Source organism: Streptomyces ureilyticus (genome assembly GCF_011045025.1).
In the GTDB taxonomy this organism is placed as follows: domain Bacteria; phylum Actinomycetota; class Actinomycetes; order Streptomycetales; family Streptomycetaceae; genus Streptomyces; species Streptomyces ureilyticus.
In genome coordinates this window covers 68,665-86,878 of the sequence record NZ_JAAKZX010000014.1, presented here as the reverse complement: position 1 = coordinate 86,878, position 18,214 = coordinate 68,665, and the positions used below count along the sequence as shown (strand labels likewise).

The window sequence follows — 18,214 nt, the reverse complement described above, 5'->3', positions numbered from 1 at the left end:
CCCCAACGCCGTCGTCCCCCACACCCTCGCCAGCCTCCGGCGCCGCCGCCCCCTTCAACGGCACCTCCTTCACAAACACCGCCGCCACCAGAGCGACAACGGCCACGGCCGAGCCGAGCAGGAACGCCGAATGCGTACCGGAGGAAACCGCGTGCTTATAGGCCTCCTGAGCCGCCTCCGGCAACCTCGCCATACCCGCCGCATCCAACTGCGCCGACTGCGAGGTCGCCGCGGACCCCGCCGCCCCGGCCCGCTCGGCCATCACATCCTGGACCCGGCTGTTGAACAGCGCCCCCATGATCGCGACCCCGAAGGACGCCCCGAGCGTACGGAACAGGGTCGTGGAGGAGGACGCGACGCCCATGTCCTTCATCTCGACGCTGTTCTGCGACACCAGCATGGTGATCTGCATGAGGCACCCCATGCCGGCGCCGAGGACGGCCATATACACACCAGACATGACCCGCGACGTATCCGTGTCCATCTGCGCGAGCAGGAACAGCCCGACGACCATCAGCACACTGCCCACGACCGGAAACACCTTGTACCGCCCGGTGTTCGTGGTGACCCGCCCCGCGATCATCGACACGACGAGCATTGCCCCGAGCATCGGCAGCAACAGCAGCCCGGAGTTGGTCGCGGACGCCCCCTGCACGGACTGCTGGTACAGCGGCAGGAACAGCGTCGCGCCGAACATCACGAACCCGACGATGAAGCCGATCACCGACATCAGCGAGAAGTTGCGGCTGCGGAAGATGTGCAGCGGCATCACCGGCTCGGCGGCCTTGGTCTGCACGAACACGAAGCCCACCAGCGCGGCGACCCCGATCGCGATCAGCTCCATGATCACGGCGGAGCCCCAGTCGTACTCGGTGCCGCCCCACGTGGTGACAAGCACGATCGCGGTGATGCCCGCAGCCAGCAGCCCGGCCCCCAGGTAGTCGATCCGGGCCTGCGCCCGCTTCTTGGGCAGATGCAGTACGGCACTGATGGCGAGGAGCGCCACGGCGCCCAGCGGCAGGTTGATGTAGAAGGACCAGCGCCAGCCCCAGTGGTCGGTGATGGTGCCGCCGACGAGCGGCCCGCCGATCATGGCGAGCGCCATCACGCCGGCCATCATGCCCTGGTACTTGCCGCGCTCGCGGGGCGGTATCAGATCGCCGATGATGGCCATGACGCCGACCATCAGACCACCGGCACCGAGCCCCTGAATGGCCCGGAACCCGATCAACTGCCCCATGTCCTGGGCCATTCCGCTGAGGGCCGACCCGATCAGAAAGAGCACGATCGAGGTCATGAAGATGCCCTTGCGCCCGTACATGTCGCCGAGCTTGCCCCAGATCGGGGTGGAGGCGGCGGTCGCGAGCGTGTACGCGGTGACGACCCACGACAGATGCTCGAGTCCGCCCAGTTCGCCGACGATAGTCGGCATGGCGGTCCCGATGATCATGTTGTCGAGCATCGCGAGCAGCATCGCGATCATCAGCGCGAGCAGCACGACCCGTACGCTCCGGGGTTGCTTGCCCCCGCTGTCCACCACTGCCTCCGTGTCCGCCATGGTCCCCACTCCCTGATCCCGCCCCGCCACTAACTTGCCGCCCGGCAAGTTGACTACACTCGGAACGTAGGTGCGGAACTAGCCGGGCGTCAAGTAAGTTTTTCTTTACCCACCATGAACCCCGAGGAGCAGCCACGATGGGCGCCAGCAGGCAGCAACGCGGAGACACCCGCCAGCGCATCCAGGACGTGGCCCTCGAACTCTTCGCCGAGCAGGGCTACGAGAAGACGTCCCTGCGCGAGATCGCGGAGCGGCTGAACGTCACGAAGGCGGCGCTCTACTACCACTTCAAGTCCAAGGAAGACATCCTCATCAGCCTCTTCCAGGATCTGACGAAGCCGATGGACGAGCTGATCGAGTGGGGCAAGCAGCAGCCGCGCGCCCTCGAGACGAAGCGCGAGATCCTCAACCGCTACAGCGAGGCCCTCACCGACGCGGCCCCCCTGTTCCGCTTCATGCAGGAGAACCAGGCGACCGTGCGCGAACTGCGCTCCGGCGAGGACTTCAAGGAACGCATGCTCCGCATGGTGGACCTGCTCAGGGAGCCGGACGCCACCATGACCGACCAGGTCCGCTGCGTCACCGCCCTGTTCTCCATCCACGCCGGGCTGTTCGCCCTCAGGGACCTCGAAGGCGACCCCGAGGAGAAGCGCAAGGCCGTCCTCGAGGTCGCCACCGAACTGATCACCCGGACCCACGACGCTCCCGAAGGGTCCTGAAGGACCCTTCGTCGCTTACGCGTCCTTAGAGGGTTACGCCCTTGGTGCGCAGGAAGCGCACGGGGTCTATCGCGGAGCCGTAGTTGGGGGACGTACGGATCTCGAAGTGCAGGTGCGGACCGCTGGAGTTGCCGGTGTTGCCGGAGAGCGCGACCTGCTGACCGGTCCCGACGATCTGGCCGACCTTCACCTGGACGCGCGACAGGTGGGCGTACTGGGAGTAGGTGCCGTTGCCGTGCTTGATGACGACGGCGTTGCCGTACGCGGGCCCGTCACCGGCGCCGTTGCCGCCCGCCTTGACGACGGTGCCGCCGTGCGTGGCGAAGACCTTGGAGCCGGAGGGGACGGCGAAGTCCTGGCCGGAGTGGATGGAGTTCCACATGTTGCCGGCCTGGGCGTAGCTGGCGGAGAGCTTGTACTTCTTGACCGGGTCGACCCAGGAAGGCTTCGCCGCCTTCTTGGCGGCAGCCTCCTGGACAGCGGCCGGCTGCACCGCCCCGGCGCTCGCCTCACCACCGGCGGCGACCGCGACCCCGGCCCCCAGCGCGACCGACACCCCCAGCCCGGCGGCCAGGACGGCCGCCCGGGCACGGAGCGGGGACGTACCGAGAACGTGGGACTTGGTGATGCGCAGCGACATGGGGACTACCTCCGGGTGACGGGCACGAACACACCCGACGCGCTGTCGGTGCGCCGGGCGATGCGTCCATTGGTAGCCCGTGATGCCTATGTCCCACAAAGGGCTCATCTACGACTCGAAGTCGTACTTGACTCTGAAACTTCCTCCTTCTTGACACGATCACCGTCCTATATTGGATCCTCCGCGTTTCCTGCTGAAAGTCTGGTTTAACCCCACTTCACAGCCGTCCGCTTACGCCCTGAGCCCACTCCTCCGAGCCGGGCCCGACCACCCCCGAGACCCCACTCCACCCACCGACCCAAAGGTCCGTTTTGCCCCGCAGTGCGCCACCACTACTCGCCCTAGTACCGGACAAATCGCCTGTGCGTCATGTCACCGGCGAGCAAGATCCAGAGGCCCTGGGATGTGACGCGCACTACGCCGACCAGGCAGTCTCCGTGCCGTCGGGAGAGCGTCGTGGAACCCGCGACTGTCGGGGTCCGGTCGGCCGACGATGGTGTCCCCGGCTCTGCGCGGCCATCGTCGACCGGCTCACCTTCGGCGGCAACCCGATCCAGACCGGTACCAACTCCTACCGCCTGGCCCTTACCCAGGCCCGGGCCGCGGCACAAGATGCCTCCGGGTGACGTCGCACCACCAGGCCCTTACTCGGCAGGAGCCGCATTTGTCGGCTCAGGAGGCTGTCAAGTCGGAGGCGCCTGCTCTTGCCCGTCGCGACCAGCGCGGCGAATGTGCACCGTGCCGGCGTCCAGGTCCACCCGGAGGGGCGGGTCTTCTGCCGGCCTGACGTTCTTGCGCACGCGTTCTTGTTCCATAGCGCGCTTGACGGCTTGGGCCCCGGGGTCACCCTCCTGGATGAGGTCGACACCGATGGACGACAGCCCCTTGGTCTTGCGCCAGTAGATCCATCCCCGCGCCTCCATCGCCAGCAGAACACGATCCGCCAGGAACACAGCGACGCCCAGCGCAACCACTACTCCCGCAGCCACCAACACCGTGTCCACTGGTCAGCGACCGCGCCTCAGTCGATCGATCCAGCGGTCAGGGCCCCGTCGTGACCGGCGAGAACGCGGCCGACGATCCTCTGCCCCCGCAGGACCGGCTTCACCAGGGCTTCGCCCCCAGTGATCGTCAGGCGACAGGATCGGTGCCTTGCACTCCGCTCGGGCTCGGATCTCAACGTGAGATTCGTGAGCCGTGATACGGAACGCCTCCTCATATGAGGCCAAGGCTGCACTCATGGCCCCACCTGCGAGACCCCGGCGACGAATACGTGATGCCAGCCACGCGAAGAAGCCCAGGACCGCTGCGAGGATCGCAACCAAGATCAGGAACGGTAAGAACGCACCCGTAGGCAGGAGCCTACTTCGCTGATCCTTGACACCCTCCGATGCCGGCCATCACGACGGCACCGAGGACGGGACCACCTGACCGGCGTCAGTTCTCATCGACATTTTCCGACCCTGTGATCATCAAATGCTGCCCAAACGCACGTCACTTACGAAGCCATAGGCGCCATGGGCCTGTGATGCGTACACGTCCTGGCAGCAGCCCCACAGGGCGGTACACCACGCCGCGCGCGGCCGTCCGGCCGACGCCGAGCGTCGTCACCGATTGAGCTGGAACCACACCCCTTTTCCACCCTCCGTCGGCGTCACCCCGCATACGTCCGACAGCGCGGTGACGAGGAACAGACCCCGCCCGCCGTCATCCCCGGCCGACGCCCGGCGGGGAGATGGCAACTGCACGTTGCCGTCATACACGGCGACGCGGACGTGAGTGGCCTCGACGGCCGCGCGCAGGTGCACGTCACCCTCCGCGTACCGGTGCACGTTCGTCACCAACTCGGAGGTGCACAGCGCAGCCGTCTCGGCGAGTTCGCCCAGCCCCAGCGTCTCCAGAGTGGAGCGCACGAAGTCCCGGCAGACCTTGGGCGAAGTCACGACGGCATGGGTGAAGAGGGTGTAAGTAAGTGGAAGTTCCATGACTGATGCCTCCAAGGCGGCCTGACGCTGAACGCAGGAATCTGGACGTGAACTGCCTCGTCGACCGACGCCGGCCGCGGTGTCTCTGCCGCCCCATGGGCGCAGCCCCGCCCGGAACGGGGCCGCTGATCAGCGGTGCACTTCCGCGACACGGCGTGCGTGTACGCATACGTCGACGGCGAGGCTTCCGACATCGCTGCGTGAGCGTCGCCGCACTCAACGTAGCGAATATGGGGTTACTTGTTCACCCTGAACTTCCACCTTGCTGGACCATGCACTCCCACCCCGGCAAACTGATCCCCACCTCATCGAGGAGAGACCGCGTTGGCTTTGCGTACCCGCCCCACCGCCCGGCAGCTACGACTGGGCGCCGAGCTCAAGAAGTTGCGCGAGCAGGCCGGGATGACCCTGAACGAGGCCGGAGCCGTCATCGAGATGGGTCGCGTGCACCTCACCCACGTCGAGAGTGGCCGCACTCCCCTCGCGTCCGACCGTATGCGCACCCTCTGCACGGGATATGGGGTCACTAGTTCAACCTACGTCGAGAGCCTTGTGAGCCTGGCCGAAGCCAGCGGCAAAGGTTGGTGGAGCTCCTATCGGGACCAACTCCCCGCATCGGCCCTCGACTTGGCCGAGCTGGAGGAGGCCTCCACCGAGCTCCGCTCTTACGAGTCGCTGTTCCTACCCGGGTTGTTCCAGGTGTCGGCGTACACCCGCTCCATCTTCGAGGCGAGCGACGCCGTGCGCACCACAGCCGAGATCGAAGAGGCGGTGCACTTCCGTCAGGAACGTCAACGCGTCCTCACCGCCGACGAGTCGCCTCGCCTTCACGCCGTGATCCACGAAGCCGCGCTCCATATGCGCTTCGGCGGTACGGCAGTCATGCGCGAGCAACTCCTCAGACTCGTCGAATTGGCCGAACTGCCCCACGTGACCATCCAGTTCGTGCCGTTCACCGCTGTCGCGGTCTCGGCGCTGACCACGCCGTTCTGCCACATCGCTTCGCACAGCGGTGAGCTCGAGACCGTACTCATGGAGCACCCGGCCCAGTCGATGTTTCTGCACGGCGCCGCCGAAGTCACCAAGTACCGCCGCCAGTTCGACCGACTCAGCACCGCAGCCCTCCCATCCATCGACGCCACGGTGATCCCGGTGCGGCACGCGGCCAAGGACTCACTCAGCCTCGTACAACACATCCTGTACACCCTCTAGGGAGCACCAGCATGTCCGCCCTCGACTGGCAGAAGTCATCCTTCAGCGGCGACCAGGCCAACTGCCTCTACGTCGCCGCCACCCCCACGGGCACCGTCCATCTCCGAGAGAGCGACACCCCGGACGCCGTCCTCACGACCACCCCCACCACCCTGGCCACTCTCATACGAACACTCGCCCGAACCCCACACGTTCGGGTGACATGAAACGGTTCGCCCCCGCGAAAAGATCACCGTGCGCGAACCTCACCTCATGCACGAGAACGTCGAGGCCAAGCCCAGCCTCCCCGCGCAGCAGGGCACCCTGCCCTCCTGGTACGGCGATCTGCTCGGCGAGGTCAAACAGACCGTCGCGGGCGCACGCCTCCGCGCACAGCGGGCCGTGAACACCGAACTGGTCCAGATGTACTGGCAGATCGGCAAGCTCATCCTGGCCCGCCAGGAGCAGGAGGGCTGGGGCACCAAGGTCGTGAGCAGGCTCGCCACGGACCTGAAAACGGCCTTCCCGAACCAGCGCGGCTTCTCCCGAAGCAACCTGATGTACATGCACAAGATGGCCCGCACCTGGCCGGAGCCAATTGTCCAACAGGCTGTTGGACAATTGCCGTGGGGCCACATCACGGTCCTCATGGACAAGCTCGACACCCGCTCCGAACTGGACTTCTACGTCACCGAAGCCGTCCGCAACGGCTGGTCCCGAGACCTCCTCAGCCGCTTCATCCACCAGAGCCTGCACCTCACCCAGGGCTCCGCCGCCACCAACTTCGAGGTGGCCACCCCGGAGGGCTCGGCCGCCCTCATGGACCTCGCCCGAGACCCGTACCGCCTCGACTTCCTCGGCCTCGACAAGGACCACACCGAACGTGAGCTCGAAGAGGCCATCGTCGCCAACATGGTCCGCTTCCTCACCGAACTCGGCGTCGGCTTCGCCTTCGTCGGCCGCCAGTACCCGGTGCTCGTCGGCGGCGAGGAATACCGCATCGACCTGCTCTTCTACCACCTCAAGCTCCACCGTTACTTCGTCTTCGAGCTCAAGACCAAGGACGTACGCCCTGAACACGTCGGCAAGCTCAACTTCTATGTCAGCGTGGTCGACAAGATGGTCCGCGACGAGCAACGCGACGACGCGACCATCGGCTTCCTCATCGGCACCCGCCACAACAAGGCCGCTGTCCAACTCGCCCTCGACGCCAGCAACAACCCGCTGGCCGTGACGAGCTACTCGACACTCTCACCAGCCGAGCGCGAACTGGTCCCCACGGAAGACGACTTGAACCGCGTCGTCCAGGACGCGATCGACTCCGTGCAGTCATGAGCGGCGCCCAGATGCCCCACACCCGGCCGGAGCCAAATAGTGCAGCAGTCTGTTGGACAATTGCCGTAGGGCCACATCATGGCCATGCTTCACCGGATCGTTCGGCCGCCGCCCCGCCCTTCGCCACCTGCTCCGCCACAGCCCCGATCTTCGCAAGCCGCGCCAGCGTCGGCCTCGACAAGACCTCGCCGATGTCGTGCAGGGCCACGATCAGCTCGTCGACCCCGTCCAAGGGCGCGTCCTTGGACCCGTACAGGAGGATCCCCCGGTACTCCTCGGGCGAAATGGCCCGGCCCGGCAGTTCGATCTGTTCCGCTTCCGTGAGGAACAGCGCGGGGACCGAGGTGTCCAGGGCCAGGGCGATGGCGGTCAGCTCGGCTGCCGTGAAGGCGCGGCGGCCCCGTTCGGCCTGGTGGACGGCCTGGCGGCTCCAGGGGCGGTCGAGGTACTGGCCCATCGCCTCGCCCAGTTCCGTCAGCGACAGCCGTCGCGCCTCCCTGAAGCGCGCGATCTGCTTTCCGATGGCCTCTTCGACCCGCACCCTGCTCCCTCTCCCTCGCGTCATCCTCCACACTCCGCTATGTCATCCTCCATGATGACAGCGAAAGACCACCATTGACAAGCCTTGTCAGTCGCCTTACTGTAGTTCCCTGCAACTCGTTGTCACTCTGCACAATGACAACACAGTGCCCGCTCATGACGACCCAACGCCGACACGGGAGACCGACGTGCGCGACTTAAACCTGAACTCCATCCCCGCAGGCGGCAATTGCGCCGTCCTCCAGGTCGCCGGCGAGATCGACGTCTATACGGCTCCGACGCTGCGCGAAGGCATCATCGATCTCCTCGACAAGGACGTCGTCCACGTCATCGCGGACATGCGGAACGTGGATTTCCTCGACTCGACCGGCCTCGGCGCCCTCGTGGGCAGCCTCAAACGGCTGCGGACTCACGAGGGCTCACTCCGGCTCGTGATCGACAGCGACCGTATCGTCCGCATCTTCCGGATCACCGGACTCGACCGCGTCTTCTCGATCCACCTCTCGCTCGAGGAGGCGATCACCGCCGACGGACACTGGCGAGCGGCCGTAGAAGGCGGCGGCCGCAACATCGAAGAGTGGTGCCGACAGCACGAGTTGCTCCCGGACCAACCATCCAGCTAAGCCCCCAGCGGCAACGCCCCGAACACATGCCCCCGCCAAACCCCCCGCGACGCCTCCTCCGGATACGCCGCCACCGCCGGACTCGTGTCGAAGACCTGGACGAGCCGCTGTTCCAGGTCGTACACGGGCCAGCCGGGCCCCTCGCCCGACGCGAAGCCCGTCCACGCGGAGCGGAAGCGCGCGGACAGCTCCTCCGCCTCCGGAGGTGGTGTCTCGCCGAGCAGCATCGCGGGCAGACCCCCGTCCAAGGTTCCGAACACCAGCGGCACATCGAGCCCATGGCAGGCGCCGAGCCCTCCGCCCATGCCCGGCGCGGACCACGTCAGCTCGTAGAAGTGCGCACGTCCACCCGCCTCGACCTGCGCCTCGGCCAGCCGCAGTGACGGCATACGGAACAGCCAGTCGGAGTTGACGAGTTCGTACAGCTCGTCGGGGCCGGCGTCCGGGAACGCGGCGCGGTACGCGTCCTCCCTGCCGGGAGCGAACACCTCCAGCGCCACGGCCGCCTGCTCCTCCGTCACCTCGCCGAGCATCCCGCCGAGCGCCATGAAGAGACGGAACTCGTCTCGCGTGTGTCCGACGACGAGGTCGATCTCGCGCCCGGCCCCGGAGGCAAGCGCCTGCCACGGATCCACCGGCAGAACCTCGCCGTCGACGACCGGCGCGAGCGGTACCGCCGTATGCGCCACAGGCCCCCACCGCTTCAGGGACCCGCGCATGGCAGCACCCACGGCATCTCCCGCCGCGGGCAGCCGGCTTGGCGCCACCGAGCCGAAATCGGCCACGGTCGGCCGCAGCCCCAGTTCGTCGGCAAAGGCACGGGCGAAATCGGCCGCGAGCTCGGCGGAGAAGAACGTACCGGGCACACTCTGCGCGACAGCCCGCCGGAACAGTCCGGCCGCGCGCGGCATCGCCAGCAGCGCGGCCACCGACCCGGCCCCCGCCGACTCGCCGAACACGGTCACCTGGTCCGGATCGCCGCCGAACGACCGGATGTTCTCGCGCACCCACTCCAGCGCGGCGACCTGATCGAGCAGCCCCCGGTTGGCCGGTGCTCCCTCGATGAGCCCGAACCCCTCAATGCCCACCCGGTAGTTGAGCGTCACGATGACGACGCCCTCGCGCGCCAGCCGCGCGCCGTCGTACTCGGGCAGACTGGCCGTCCCGATGCTGTACGCACCCCCGTACAGCCACACCATCACCGGCAGCCCAGCGCCCGCCCCGGGGTCGGGCGTCCAGACGTTGAGCGTCAGCCAGTCGTCCCCCGTGTCCTGGGACAGCGCGTCCATCCCGAACGCCGACGCCTGCGGAGGCGGCGGCCCGTACGCCACGGCCTTCCGTACGCCGTCCCAGCCCCGTACGGCCTGGGGCGCCCCGAACCGCAGCGCACCAACCGGCGGCTGAGCGAAGGGAATCCCGCGGAACACGGCAAGCCCCGCCTGCTCCTCCCCTCGCAACACCCCTGCTGTCGTACGGACTTCGGGTTCGTCGGCGCCCATCACGGCTCCCTCTGTTGGCAGGTCGGGACACCGCGGATCCTCCCGCGACCGAGCCCGAAGAGCCAATGGCTTTACCGGTTACGCTGATCGCCCACCCGCCATGCCCTCGGGGGAGAGACATGGAACCAGCATCCGTAGGCGTCCGGTTGGCGTCGAGCGTGCTCAGCCCGCTCGTCAGGAAACTGTTCGTGACGGAGGGGCCAGGAGCGGCCCTGGTCGACAAGCCCGTACGCATCTCGGCGTACGTCTCCTTCACCGGCGAGAAGCGGTCCCTGACCGAGAAGGACGTCACCAAACTCGCCGCCGAGCTGGTCCGACGGGCCCTGAAGAGCGGCGAACGCCCCCTTCCCGCCGACGAGGAAGAGGCCGTGGTCCATGCCCTGGCCGGCACCCTCCACGCCCTCGGCGACCTCACCATGACGGACGTACAGGCCGTGGAACTCGGCCACACGGGCCTCGCTCTCCGCCTGCGCCAGGCCACCGGGAACCCCGACCGCGACCTCGCCTTCGACTCGGCACTGTTCTACGAGCGGCTCCTCGACGCGGCCTGCCTGCACATCCTGCACTTCTTCACGCAACGGTCGGCCTTCGTACCCCGCGCACTCGTCGAGCAGACCCGCCGCCAGGCCGAACTCCTGGCGAAGATGGACGAGTTGATCGCCCGAACTCCGCTCCCCGGCAGCGCGGACGAGGTCTTCGAACGGCGCTACCTCTCGTACGTTGCGGCCCGGCACAGTCAACTCACCATCTACGGCATCGACTTGGCCAACTCCCCCGACCGCTGGCCCCTGGACGCCGCCTACCTCACCCTCCAGGCCCTGCGCCCCACCGACGACCAGGAGCCGGAGGGCGGCGGCTACATCGCCTCGGCCGGCAGCCCGCTCCCCGCCGAGGAGGCCTTCGCCGACCACGACTTGGTCCTGCTGCGCGGCGTGGCGGGCTCGGGCAAGACGACGCTGGTGCAGTGGCTGGCCGTGACGGCGGCTCGGGGTGAGCGCGGGGACCGCGTCCCCTTCGTACTTCCGCTGCGTACGCTCGTCCGCCGCGCCGACGGGCTGCCCGCGCCCGCCGACTTCCTGGCCACCGCCCGCGTTCCCTTCCACGGCGCGGCCCCGGACGGCTGGCCTGACCGGGTGCTGACGGCGGGCCGCGGGCTGCTGCTCGTCGACGGCATCGACGAGATCCCGGAGCCCGACCGCGAGCGCACCCGCCACTGGCTGCGCGACCTCCTCGACGCCTACCCGGGCAACCAGTGGCTCGTCACCTCGCGCCCCTCGGCCGTACGCGAGGACTGGCTCGCCACGGACGGCTTCACCGAACTGGCCCTCTCTCCGATGAGCCCCACCGACGTGGCCGCGTTCATCGAACGCTGGCACACGGCGGCCCGCATCGACGCCCCCGACCCGGAGCGCCTCACCGCGTACGAGACCTCGCTCCTGGAGGCCGTACGCACCAAGCCGGACCTGGGCCAGCTCGCCACCAACCCCCTGATGTGCGGCCTGATCTGCGCCCTGCACCGCGACCGGCGCGGCTATCTCCCGCACGGGCGGCAGGAGTTGTACGACGCTGCCCTCTCCATGCTCCTCGCGCGCCGCGACCAGGAGCGCGACATGCTCCCCCGGGATCCTCGCGACGGCATCCAGCTCACCGAACTCCCCCAGATCCAGCTCCTCCAGCGCCTCGCCTACTGGCTGATCCGCAACAACCGCCTGGAGATGGACCGCGAACGCGCCGAACGGATCATCGCCGACGCCCTCCCGTCCCTGCCGGCCGTGGCGAGCCAGGGGGACGCCCCCGCGATCTACCGCCATCTCCTCATACGCAGCGGCCTGCTGCGCGAACCGGCCCTGGGCACCGTCGAGTTCGTCCACCGCACCTTCCAGGACTATCTCGGCGCGAAGGCGGCGGTGGAGGACGGCGACTTCGGGCTCCTGGTCCGGAACGCGTCCGACTCCCAGTGGTCGGACGTGATCCGGATGGCGGTGGCCCATGCGCGGCCTCGCGAACGGGCCGGGTTCCTGCGCGACTTGCTCGACTCGGCCTCGGGCGACCACATCGCCCCCGGCGCCGGTGCCCGCATCCGGCTCATCGCCCTCGCCTGCCTCGAACACGCCACGGAGCTCGACCCGACGGTCCGGGCCGACGTGGAGGAACAGGCGGCCACGCTGCTCCCGCCGCGTACGACAGAGGAGGCCCGGGAGCTGGCCTCGGTGGGCCCGCTCGTCCTGGAGCTGCTCCCCGGCCCGGAGGGCCTGTCCGAGGCGGAGGCCAGGGCGGTGGTGGTCACGGCCTCGCTCATCGGCACGGACGCGGCGGTCCCGGTCCTGGCCCGCTTCCGCACGCACCCGGCCCTCGCGGTGCGCGCCCAACTCTCGGCGACCTGGCATCGGTTCGACACCGAGCAGTACGCAGCCGATGTCATCGCCCACCTACTGCCGCGCGAGCTCTTCTTCGCCGTTGAGTCGACCGCCCAGCTTCGCGCCTTGCACGCCCTCGGCGGCAGACCGCAAATACAGGTCATGGGGGACATCGAGCCGTCGGAACTGAGTTCCTGGCTCGTGCCGGACAAAACCCGCCAGCTCGCCCTGTGGCGCAACCAGAAGCTGCGCGACCTGAACTTCGTTTCGCGGCTGAGCAGGCTCGATTATCTGGACATCAGCGATAGTCCGTGCGTGGAAGATCTGGCCCCCTTGGCCGAGCTGCCGCTGAAATGGCTGGCGTTGGACCGTATGGCGGGCCTGGAGAAGCCGGGGGCGCTGGCCGCGCTTTCGGCTTCGGCCACCCTGCGCGAGTTCGACACCGGCGTTCCCCTCCACGGCGATTCCGTCGATGCCGCTCTCCCCGAGCTACCGCTGACGTATCTGCGATTCACCAAGAGTGCTCTCGACTTCACCGGACTGCGCGGACTGCGTCATATGCGCTCGGTGACGACGCTGAGCCTGGCGACACTCATCGAACCCCTCGCGCTCGAGGACTACGAAGAGGTCGCCCTGCTCCCGGAGCTGACGCAATTGCGCCTCAACTGGACTGCGGTCCCGTGGACCGAGGGCCCGGTCCTGCCAGGCATTAGGCACCTTCACTTCAACAAATTCACCGGAAACGAAGATCTCTCGGCGGTACCGGCTTTCTTTCCAGGGTTGGAGTCGGTCTCATTCTTCCTTGCCCCGGAGGCGACCGAAGTCCCGGAACACATCCTCGCGCTCCTGCCCGGCACACGCACCATCCGGCAAGGCCACATCACGCTGTAGCTCTGCTCACGGAGCAGCCCAGCGCCAGCCCCTAGCCCAACTCCACTTGGGCACCTTACAGTTACCAGCCGGTAATGCCTTGGCCTCCCCGTGGCCTCACACGCCCGTGACGATGCAGCGCGGCCCATGTACGTCGTAGGACCCGCACCGCCCCTCAATGTGCTTCGACGCGACGCGACTCAGACGCGAGAGGACCCCCCATGACAGGAAGAAGCTGGAAGCGACGCCTCGTCGGCGTGACCGCCGCCGCCACGGCCGTCACCGCCGCCCTGGTGACCCCGGTCGCCGCCGCGAGCCCGGCAGCAGCCCCCACCGCGGCCACGACCGCCGCTGCCGCGGACGTCGACTACGACACCTGGCAGAAGGACTGCCAGGCGGTCATGAACGACGCGTTCCCGTACCTCAAGCAGCGCATCGCCGACGCCGCCGCGGGCGAGAAGCAGGCGATCGTCTTCGACATCGACAACACCACGCTGGAGAGCGACTTCGGCTTCAGCTACCCGTCCCCGGCCAACGCGCCCGTCCTCGAAGTCGCCAAGTACGCCCAGGAGCACGGCGTCGCCCTGTTCTTCGTGACCGCGCGCCCGGACATCATCGGCTCCGTGACCGACCACAACCTCAAGCACGTCGGCTACAAGGTGTCGGGCCTGTACGTACGCAACTTCGGCGATCTCTTCAGGGACAAGGCCGAGTTCAAGACCGAAAAGCGCGCGGAGATCGAGGCCAAGGGCTACACGATCATCGCGAACATCGGCAACACCCCCACCGACCTCTCCGGCGGCCACGCGGAGAAGGCGTTCAAGCTGCCGGACTACGACGGGCAGTTGTCGTAAGCCACCCGTAGCCCCCTGTCGGGCACGCGAAGGGGGCCGGTGCTTTCACAAAGCACCGGCCCCCTTCTACGACCTTCGACTCTCGGCTCAAACCCCGGAGGGTCAGGCCTCCTTGCTCAGGTTGGGGCCGGCCCCACCAGCGGCCTGCTCGATCGGCGGGACGTCCGGCAGCGCCGCCTTCTCCTCGCCGCGGAAGGTAAAGGTCTGGGTCTCGCCCTCGCCCTCCGTGTCGACGACCACGATGTGGCCGGGACGCAGCTCGCCGAAGAGGATCTTCTCCGACAGGCTGTCCTCGACCTCACGCTGGATCGTGCGACGCAGCGGACGCGCGCCCAGCACGGGGTCGTAGCCCTTCTTGGCCAGCAGCTCCTTCGCGGACTGGGAGAGCTCGATGCCCATGTCCCGGTCCTTGAGGCGCTCGTCGACCTTGCCGATCATCAGGTCGACGATCCGCAGGATGTCCTCCTGGGTCAGCTGCGGGAAGACGACCACGTCGTCGACGCGGTTGAGGAACTCGGGCCGGAAGTGCTGCTTCAGCTCGTCCGAGACCTTGTTCTTCATGCGCTCGTAGTTGGACTTCTTGTCACCCGAGGCCGCGAAGCCCAGGTTGAAGCCCTTGGAGATGTCCCGCGTGCCGAGGTTGGTCGTCATGATGATGACCGTGTTCTTGAAGTCCACGACCCGGCCCTGGGAGTCGGTCAGGCGACCGTCCTCCAGGATCTGCAGCAGCGAGTTGAAGATGTCCGGGTGGGCCTTCTCGACCTCGTCGAACAGGACGACCGAGAACGGCTTGCGGCGGACCTTCTCCGTGAGCTGACCGCCCTCTTCGTAGCCCACGTAACCGGGAGGCGAACCGAAGAGCCGGGAGACCGTGTGCTTCTCGCTGAACTCCGACATGTCGAGGGAGATCAGCGCGTCCTCGTCACCGAAGAGGAACTCGGCGAGCGCCTTGGACAGCTCGGTCTTACCGACACCGGACGGACCGGCGAAGATGAACGAACCACCGGGACGCTTCGGGTCCTTCAGACCGGCACGCGTACGACGGATCGCCTTCGACAGCGCCTTGACGGCGTCGACCTGACCGATGACCCGCTTGTGGAGCTCGTCCTCCATGCGCAGCAGGCGGCTCGACTCCTCCTCGGTCAGCTTGAAGACCGGGATGCCGGTGGCCGTGGCGAGGACCTCGGCGATCAGCTCGCCGTCGACCTCGGCGACGACGTCCATGTCGCCGGCCTTCCACTCCTTCTCCCGCTTGGCCTTGGCGGCCAGGAGCTGCTTCTCCTTGTCGCGGAGAGAGGCGGCCTTCTCGAAGTCCTGCGAGTCGATCGCGGACTCCTTGTCGCGGCGCACGCCGGCGATCTTCTCGTCGAACTCGCGGAGGTCCGGCGGCGCGGTCATCCGGCGGATACGCATCCGGGAACCGGCCTCGTCGATCAGGTCGATCGCCTTGTCCGGCAGGAAGCGGTCCGAGATGTACCGGTCGGCCAGTGTCGCGGCCTGGACGAGCGCCTCGTCGGTGATCGAGACGCGGTGGTGCGCCTCGTACCGGTCGCGCAGGCCCTTGAGGATCTCGATGGTGTGCGGCAGCGACGGCTCAGCGACCTGGATGGGCTGGAAGCGGCGCTCGAGCGCGGCGTCCTTCTCCAGGTGCTTGCGGTATTCGTCGAGCGTGGTGGCACCGATGGTCTGGAGCTCACCGCGGGCCAGCATCGGCTTCAGGATCGAAGCGGCGTCGATGGCGCCCTCGGCGGCACCCGCACCGACCAGCGTGTGCAGCTCGTCGATGAACAGGATGATGTCGCCGCGGGTGCGGATCTCCTTGAGCACCTTCTTCAGGCGCTCCTCGAAGTCACCGCGGTAGCGGGAGCCGGCGACCAGCGCGCCCAGGTCGAGGGTGTAGAGGTGCTTGTCCTTGAGGGTCTCGGGCACCTCGCCCTTGACGATGGCCTGCGCCAGGCCCTCGACGACGGCGGTCTTGCCGACGCCGGGCTCGCCGATGAGCACGGGGTTGTTTTTCGTACGACGGGACAGCACCTGCATGACCCGCTCGATCTCCTTCTCGCGCCCGATGACCGGGTCGAGCTTGGACTCACGAGCGGCCTGGGTGAGGTTCCGGCCGAACTGGTCGAGGACCAGGGACGTCGAGGGGGTGCCCTCGGCAGGCCCACCTGCGGCGGCGGTCTCCTTGCCCTGGTAGCCGGAGAGCAGCTGGATGACCTGCTGCCGCACCCGGTTGAGATCAGCGCCCAGCTTGACCAGGACCTGGGCGGCGACGCCCTCGCCCTCACGGATCAGGCCGAGCAGGATGTGCTCCGTGCCGATGTAGTTGTGGCCCAGCTGAAGGGCCTCGCGGAGCGACAGCTCCAGGACCTTCTTGGCACGGGGGGTGAAGGGGATGTGCCCGGACGGGGCCTGCTGCCCCTGCCCGATGATCTCCTCCACCTGCTGGCGGACCGCCTCGAGCGAAATCCCGAGGCTCTCCAGGGCCTTAGCGGCGACACCCTCACCCTCGTGGATCAGGCCCAGGAGGATGTGCTCGGTGCCGATGTAGTTGTGGTTGAGCATCCGGGCTTCTTCCTGAGCCAGGACGACAACCCGCCGCGCGCGGTCGGTGAACCTCTCGAACATCGTTAATCGCTCCTCAGAGCGGTCAGGCAGTAAGGGGACGCTCCCCTCCCTGTCCTTCCGCAGCTTAGTCCCGCAAGCGGGGACCGCTCATTCCATCTGCCGACACCCGTCCTTGGCCTCCCAATCGCCGAACGCCGACATCTGCTCCAACCCGATGGTGCGAGACGATGTTCCCGCAGGCCAGGCAGATACCCACACCAGCTGTACGCCGATGGCGAACGTGAGATGCCTGAGCCTTGCGTGTCGCCCCTCCCACTAGGGATGTCTTACCCGTACGCACCGACAGTCCATGCCGCGCGCACCCATTCCCTCCGCTATGGGCGAACATCCTTGCGCCGCCGAGCGCTTCCACACGCCCCCGTTTCCGGCACTCGACGTACACATCCGAACACCCAACGTAACCCGAAGCCTCTTTTGACGGTTGCTCCTGGCATGGTCCCCACCGTTCCTCTCCCTCGCCGCCCACTGGACACCGACGACCAGGTGCGCCATTGGTACGAGAACGAACTGGGCTGGGCGACAGTGCCCGGACCTCCCGTCGAGCTGCTGACAGGCCTGCGCTTCGACGTCCTGGAGGTGCCCGCGGAGGCGGGTCACGCGGCGCTGCGGCATCTGGGCCCCGGCTCTCCGGTGGCCGTGCGGGCGGACCGGATGCGGCTGCTGGTGGCCGCGGGAAGCGCGGACGAGCTGCCGGGGCTGCTCGACTGGCTGGAGTGGGGGTCTCTCGCGCTGGATCTCAGGGCGATCGGCGCGGGCGGGCGCATCGAGGCCCCGCTGCCGCGGCACACCCGGAGCACGCGAAGCAGCACGGTGGACGGCCCGCAGGGGGCCGCCGTCTGGCTGCGGCCCCCAGAGCCGGACTGCGAGGTGGAGCCTGCGTTGCCGACACTGTCGGCGCTCGGCGGGGGCGGTGGGGGCGCCCCCGATCTCGTACGACTCGTGGACACGATGGCAACGCAGTGCCACCGGATCCGCCTGCGGCAAGCCCGCCCTCAGGCGTTGGCCTTCTCGTAAGCCTCGCGAATGGACGCCGGAACACGGCCACGGTCATTGACCTCGTAACCGTTCTCCTTCGCCCAGGCACGGATCTGCGCGGTGTCCTGACTCCCGCCGGAAGCGGCGCGCGCCTTGCCACGCCCCCCGGAAGCGCGACCTCCGGTACGACGACCGCTCTTCACGTACGGGTCGAGAAGGCCACGGAGCTTGTCCGCATTGCTGGTGGTGAGATCGATCTCGTACGTCTTGCCGTCCAGCGCGAACGTCACGGTCTCGTCCGCCTCGCCGCCGTCGAGGTCGTCGACAAGAAGGACCTGAACCTTCTGTGCCACCGGATTTCCTTTCATCGATAACTTCAGGGCCGAGGGTCCGCGGCGACTGCCGCTGTTTCATGCCCCCTGTTATATGCACTACTGCAG

General features: G+C 67.6%; 15 protein-coding genes and 2 pseudogenes. 9 read left to right on the top strand and 8 right to left on the bottom strand.

Features of this window, described 5'->3' with window-relative positions:
* The coding region (locus G6048_RS07315) for an MDR family MFS transporter (RefSeq protein WP_165338623.1) at positions 1-1,558 on the bottom strand (1,558 nt) is incomplete at its 3' end.
* A 137-nt stretch (positions 1,559-1,695) separates the two neighbouring features.
* On the opposite strand from G6048_RS07315, the gene G6048_RS07310 reads away from it, so the two are divergent.
* Positions 1,696-2,277: a TetR/AcrR family transcriptional regulator gene (locus G6048_RS07310; RefSeq protein ID WP_165338622.1), complete on the top strand. Its 582-nt coding sequence runs from the start codon at positions 1,696-1,698 to the stop codon at positions 2,275-2,277.
* A 25-nt stretch (positions 2,278-2,302) separates the two neighbouring features.
* Here G6048_RS07310 and G6048_RS07305 read toward each other — a convergent pair whose 3' ends face one another.
* Positions 2,303-2,917 (bottom strand): M23 family metallopeptidase, encoded by a 615-nt coding sequence (locus G6048_RS07305; protein ID WP_165338621.1) that lies wholly within the window; start codon positions 2,915-2,917, stop codon positions 2,303-2,305.
* A 500-nt stretch (positions 2,918-3,417) separates the two neighbouring features.
* On the opposite strand from G6048_RS07305, the pseudogene G6048_RS07300 reads away from it, so the two are divergent.
* Positions 3,418-3,543 (top strand): annotated as a pseudogene (locus G6048_RS07300) (IS21-like element helper ATPase IstB); the annotation flags it as partial.
* Positions 3,544-3,600: 57 nt separating this feature from the next.
* Here G6048_RS07300 and G6048_RS07295 read toward each other — a convergent pair.
* Complete coding sequence (locus tag G6048_RS07295) at positions 3,601-3,921, bottom strand: hypothetical protein (protein ID WP_328825692.1); 321 nt, start codon at positions 3,919-3,921, stop codon at positions 3,601-3,603.
* Positions 3,922-4,524: 603 nt separating this feature from the next.
* A complete protein-coding gene (locus G6048_RS07285) occupies positions 4,525-4,902 on the bottom strand; it encodes an ATP-binding protein (protein ID WP_165338620.1) in 378 nt (125 codons plus the stop codon).
* Positions 4,903-5,226: 324 nt separating this feature from the next.
* Here G6048_RS07285 and G6048_RS07280 point away from each other — a divergent pair, with 324 nt between their 5' ends.
* From G6048_RS07280 to G6048_RS07270, 3 genes are read left to right on the top strand one after another with little or no spacing between them, the layout of a single operon-like run.
* A complete protein-coding gene (locus G6048_RS07280) occupies positions 5,227-6,114 on the top strand; it encodes a helix-turn-helix domain-containing protein (RefSeq protein ID WP_165338619.1) in 888 nt (295 codons plus the stop codon).
* A gap of 11 nt (positions 6,115-6,125) precedes the next feature.
* Positions 6,126-6,320: a DUF397 domain-containing protein gene (locus G6048_RS07275; protein WP_165338618.1), complete on the top strand. Its 195-nt coding sequence runs from the start codon at positions 6,126-6,128 to the stop codon at positions 6,318-6,320.
* A gap of 46 nt (positions 6,321-6,366) precedes the next feature.
* Positions 6,367-7,428, top strand: coding sequence for a PDDEXK nuclease domain-containing protein (locus G6048_RS07270; protein ID WP_165338617.1), 1,062 nt, complete (start codon positions 6,367-6,369; stop codon positions 7,426-7,428).
* A gap of 76 nt (positions 7,429-7,504) precedes the next feature.
* On the opposite strand, the gene G6048_RS07265 is transcribed toward G6048_RS07270, so the two are convergent.
* Entirely contained in the window at positions 7,505-7,969 is a 465-nt protein-coding gene (locus G6048_RS07265; protein ID WP_165338616.1) for a helix-turn-helix domain-containing protein, read from the bottom strand.
* Between the two features lie 202 nt (positions 7,970-8,171).
* Between G6048_RS07265 and G6048_RS07260 the strand changes: the two are divergent.
* A pseudogene (locus tag G6048_RS07260) lies at positions 8,172-8,495 on the top strand (STAS domain-containing protein); the annotation flags it as partial.
* Positions 8,496-8,587: 92 nt separating this feature from the next.
* On the opposite strand, the gene G6048_RS07255 reads toward G6048_RS07260, so the two are convergent.
* Entirely contained in the window at positions 8,588-10,090 is a 1,503-nt protein-coding gene (locus tag G6048_RS07255; protein ID WP_165338614.1) for a carboxylesterase/lipase family protein, read from the bottom strand.
* Positions 10,091-10,209: 119 nt separating this feature from the next.
* On the opposite strand from G6048_RS07255, the gene G6048_RS07250 reads away from it, so the two are divergent.
* The gene (locus tag G6048_RS07250) at positions 10,210-13,338 is read left to right on the top strand and encodes an NACHT domain-containing protein (protein WP_165338613.1); all 3,129 of its coding nucleotides are present in this window, start codon (positions 10,210-10,212) and stop codon (positions 13,336-13,338) included.
* Positions 13,339-13,538: 200 nt separating this feature from the next.
* On the top strand, positions 13,539-14,171 hold the full coding sequence (locus tag G6048_RS07245) for an HAD family acid phosphatase (protein WP_165338612.1): 633 nt from the start codon (positions 13,539-13,541) through the stop codon (positions 14,169-14,171).
* Between the two features lie 102 nt (positions 14,172-14,273).
* Here the strand turns inward: G6048_RS07245 and G6048_RS07240 are convergent, their stop codons facing one another.
* Complete coding sequence (locus G6048_RS07240) at positions 14,274-16,799, bottom strand: ATP-dependent Clp protease ATP-binding subunit (RefSeq protein WP_165338611.1); 2,526 nt, start codon at positions 16,797-16,799, stop codon at positions 14,274-14,276.
* Between the two features lie 432 nt (positions 16,800-17,231).
* Here G6048_RS07240 and G6048_RS07230 point away from each other — a divergent pair, with 432 nt between their 5' ends.
* Positions 17,232-17,813 carry an SCO3374 family protein gene (locus G6048_RS07230; protein WP_165338610.1) on the top strand — a complete coding sequence of 194 codons (582 nt, stop codon included), beginning with the start codon at positions 17,232-17,234 and terminating at the stop codon, positions 17,811-17,813.
* On the opposite strand, the gene G6048_RS07225 is transcribed toward G6048_RS07230, so the two are convergent.
* Positions 17,792-18,127: a histone-like nucleoid-structuring protein Lsr2 gene (locus G6048_RS07225; protein ID WP_165338609.1), complete on the bottom strand. Its 336-nt coding sequence runs from the start codon at positions 18,125-18,127 to the stop codon at positions 17,792-17,794. The two genes, G6048_RS07230 and G6048_RS07225, sit on opposite strands and share 22 nt — an antisense overlap.
* Positions 18,128-18,214: the final 87 nt, after the last annotated feature.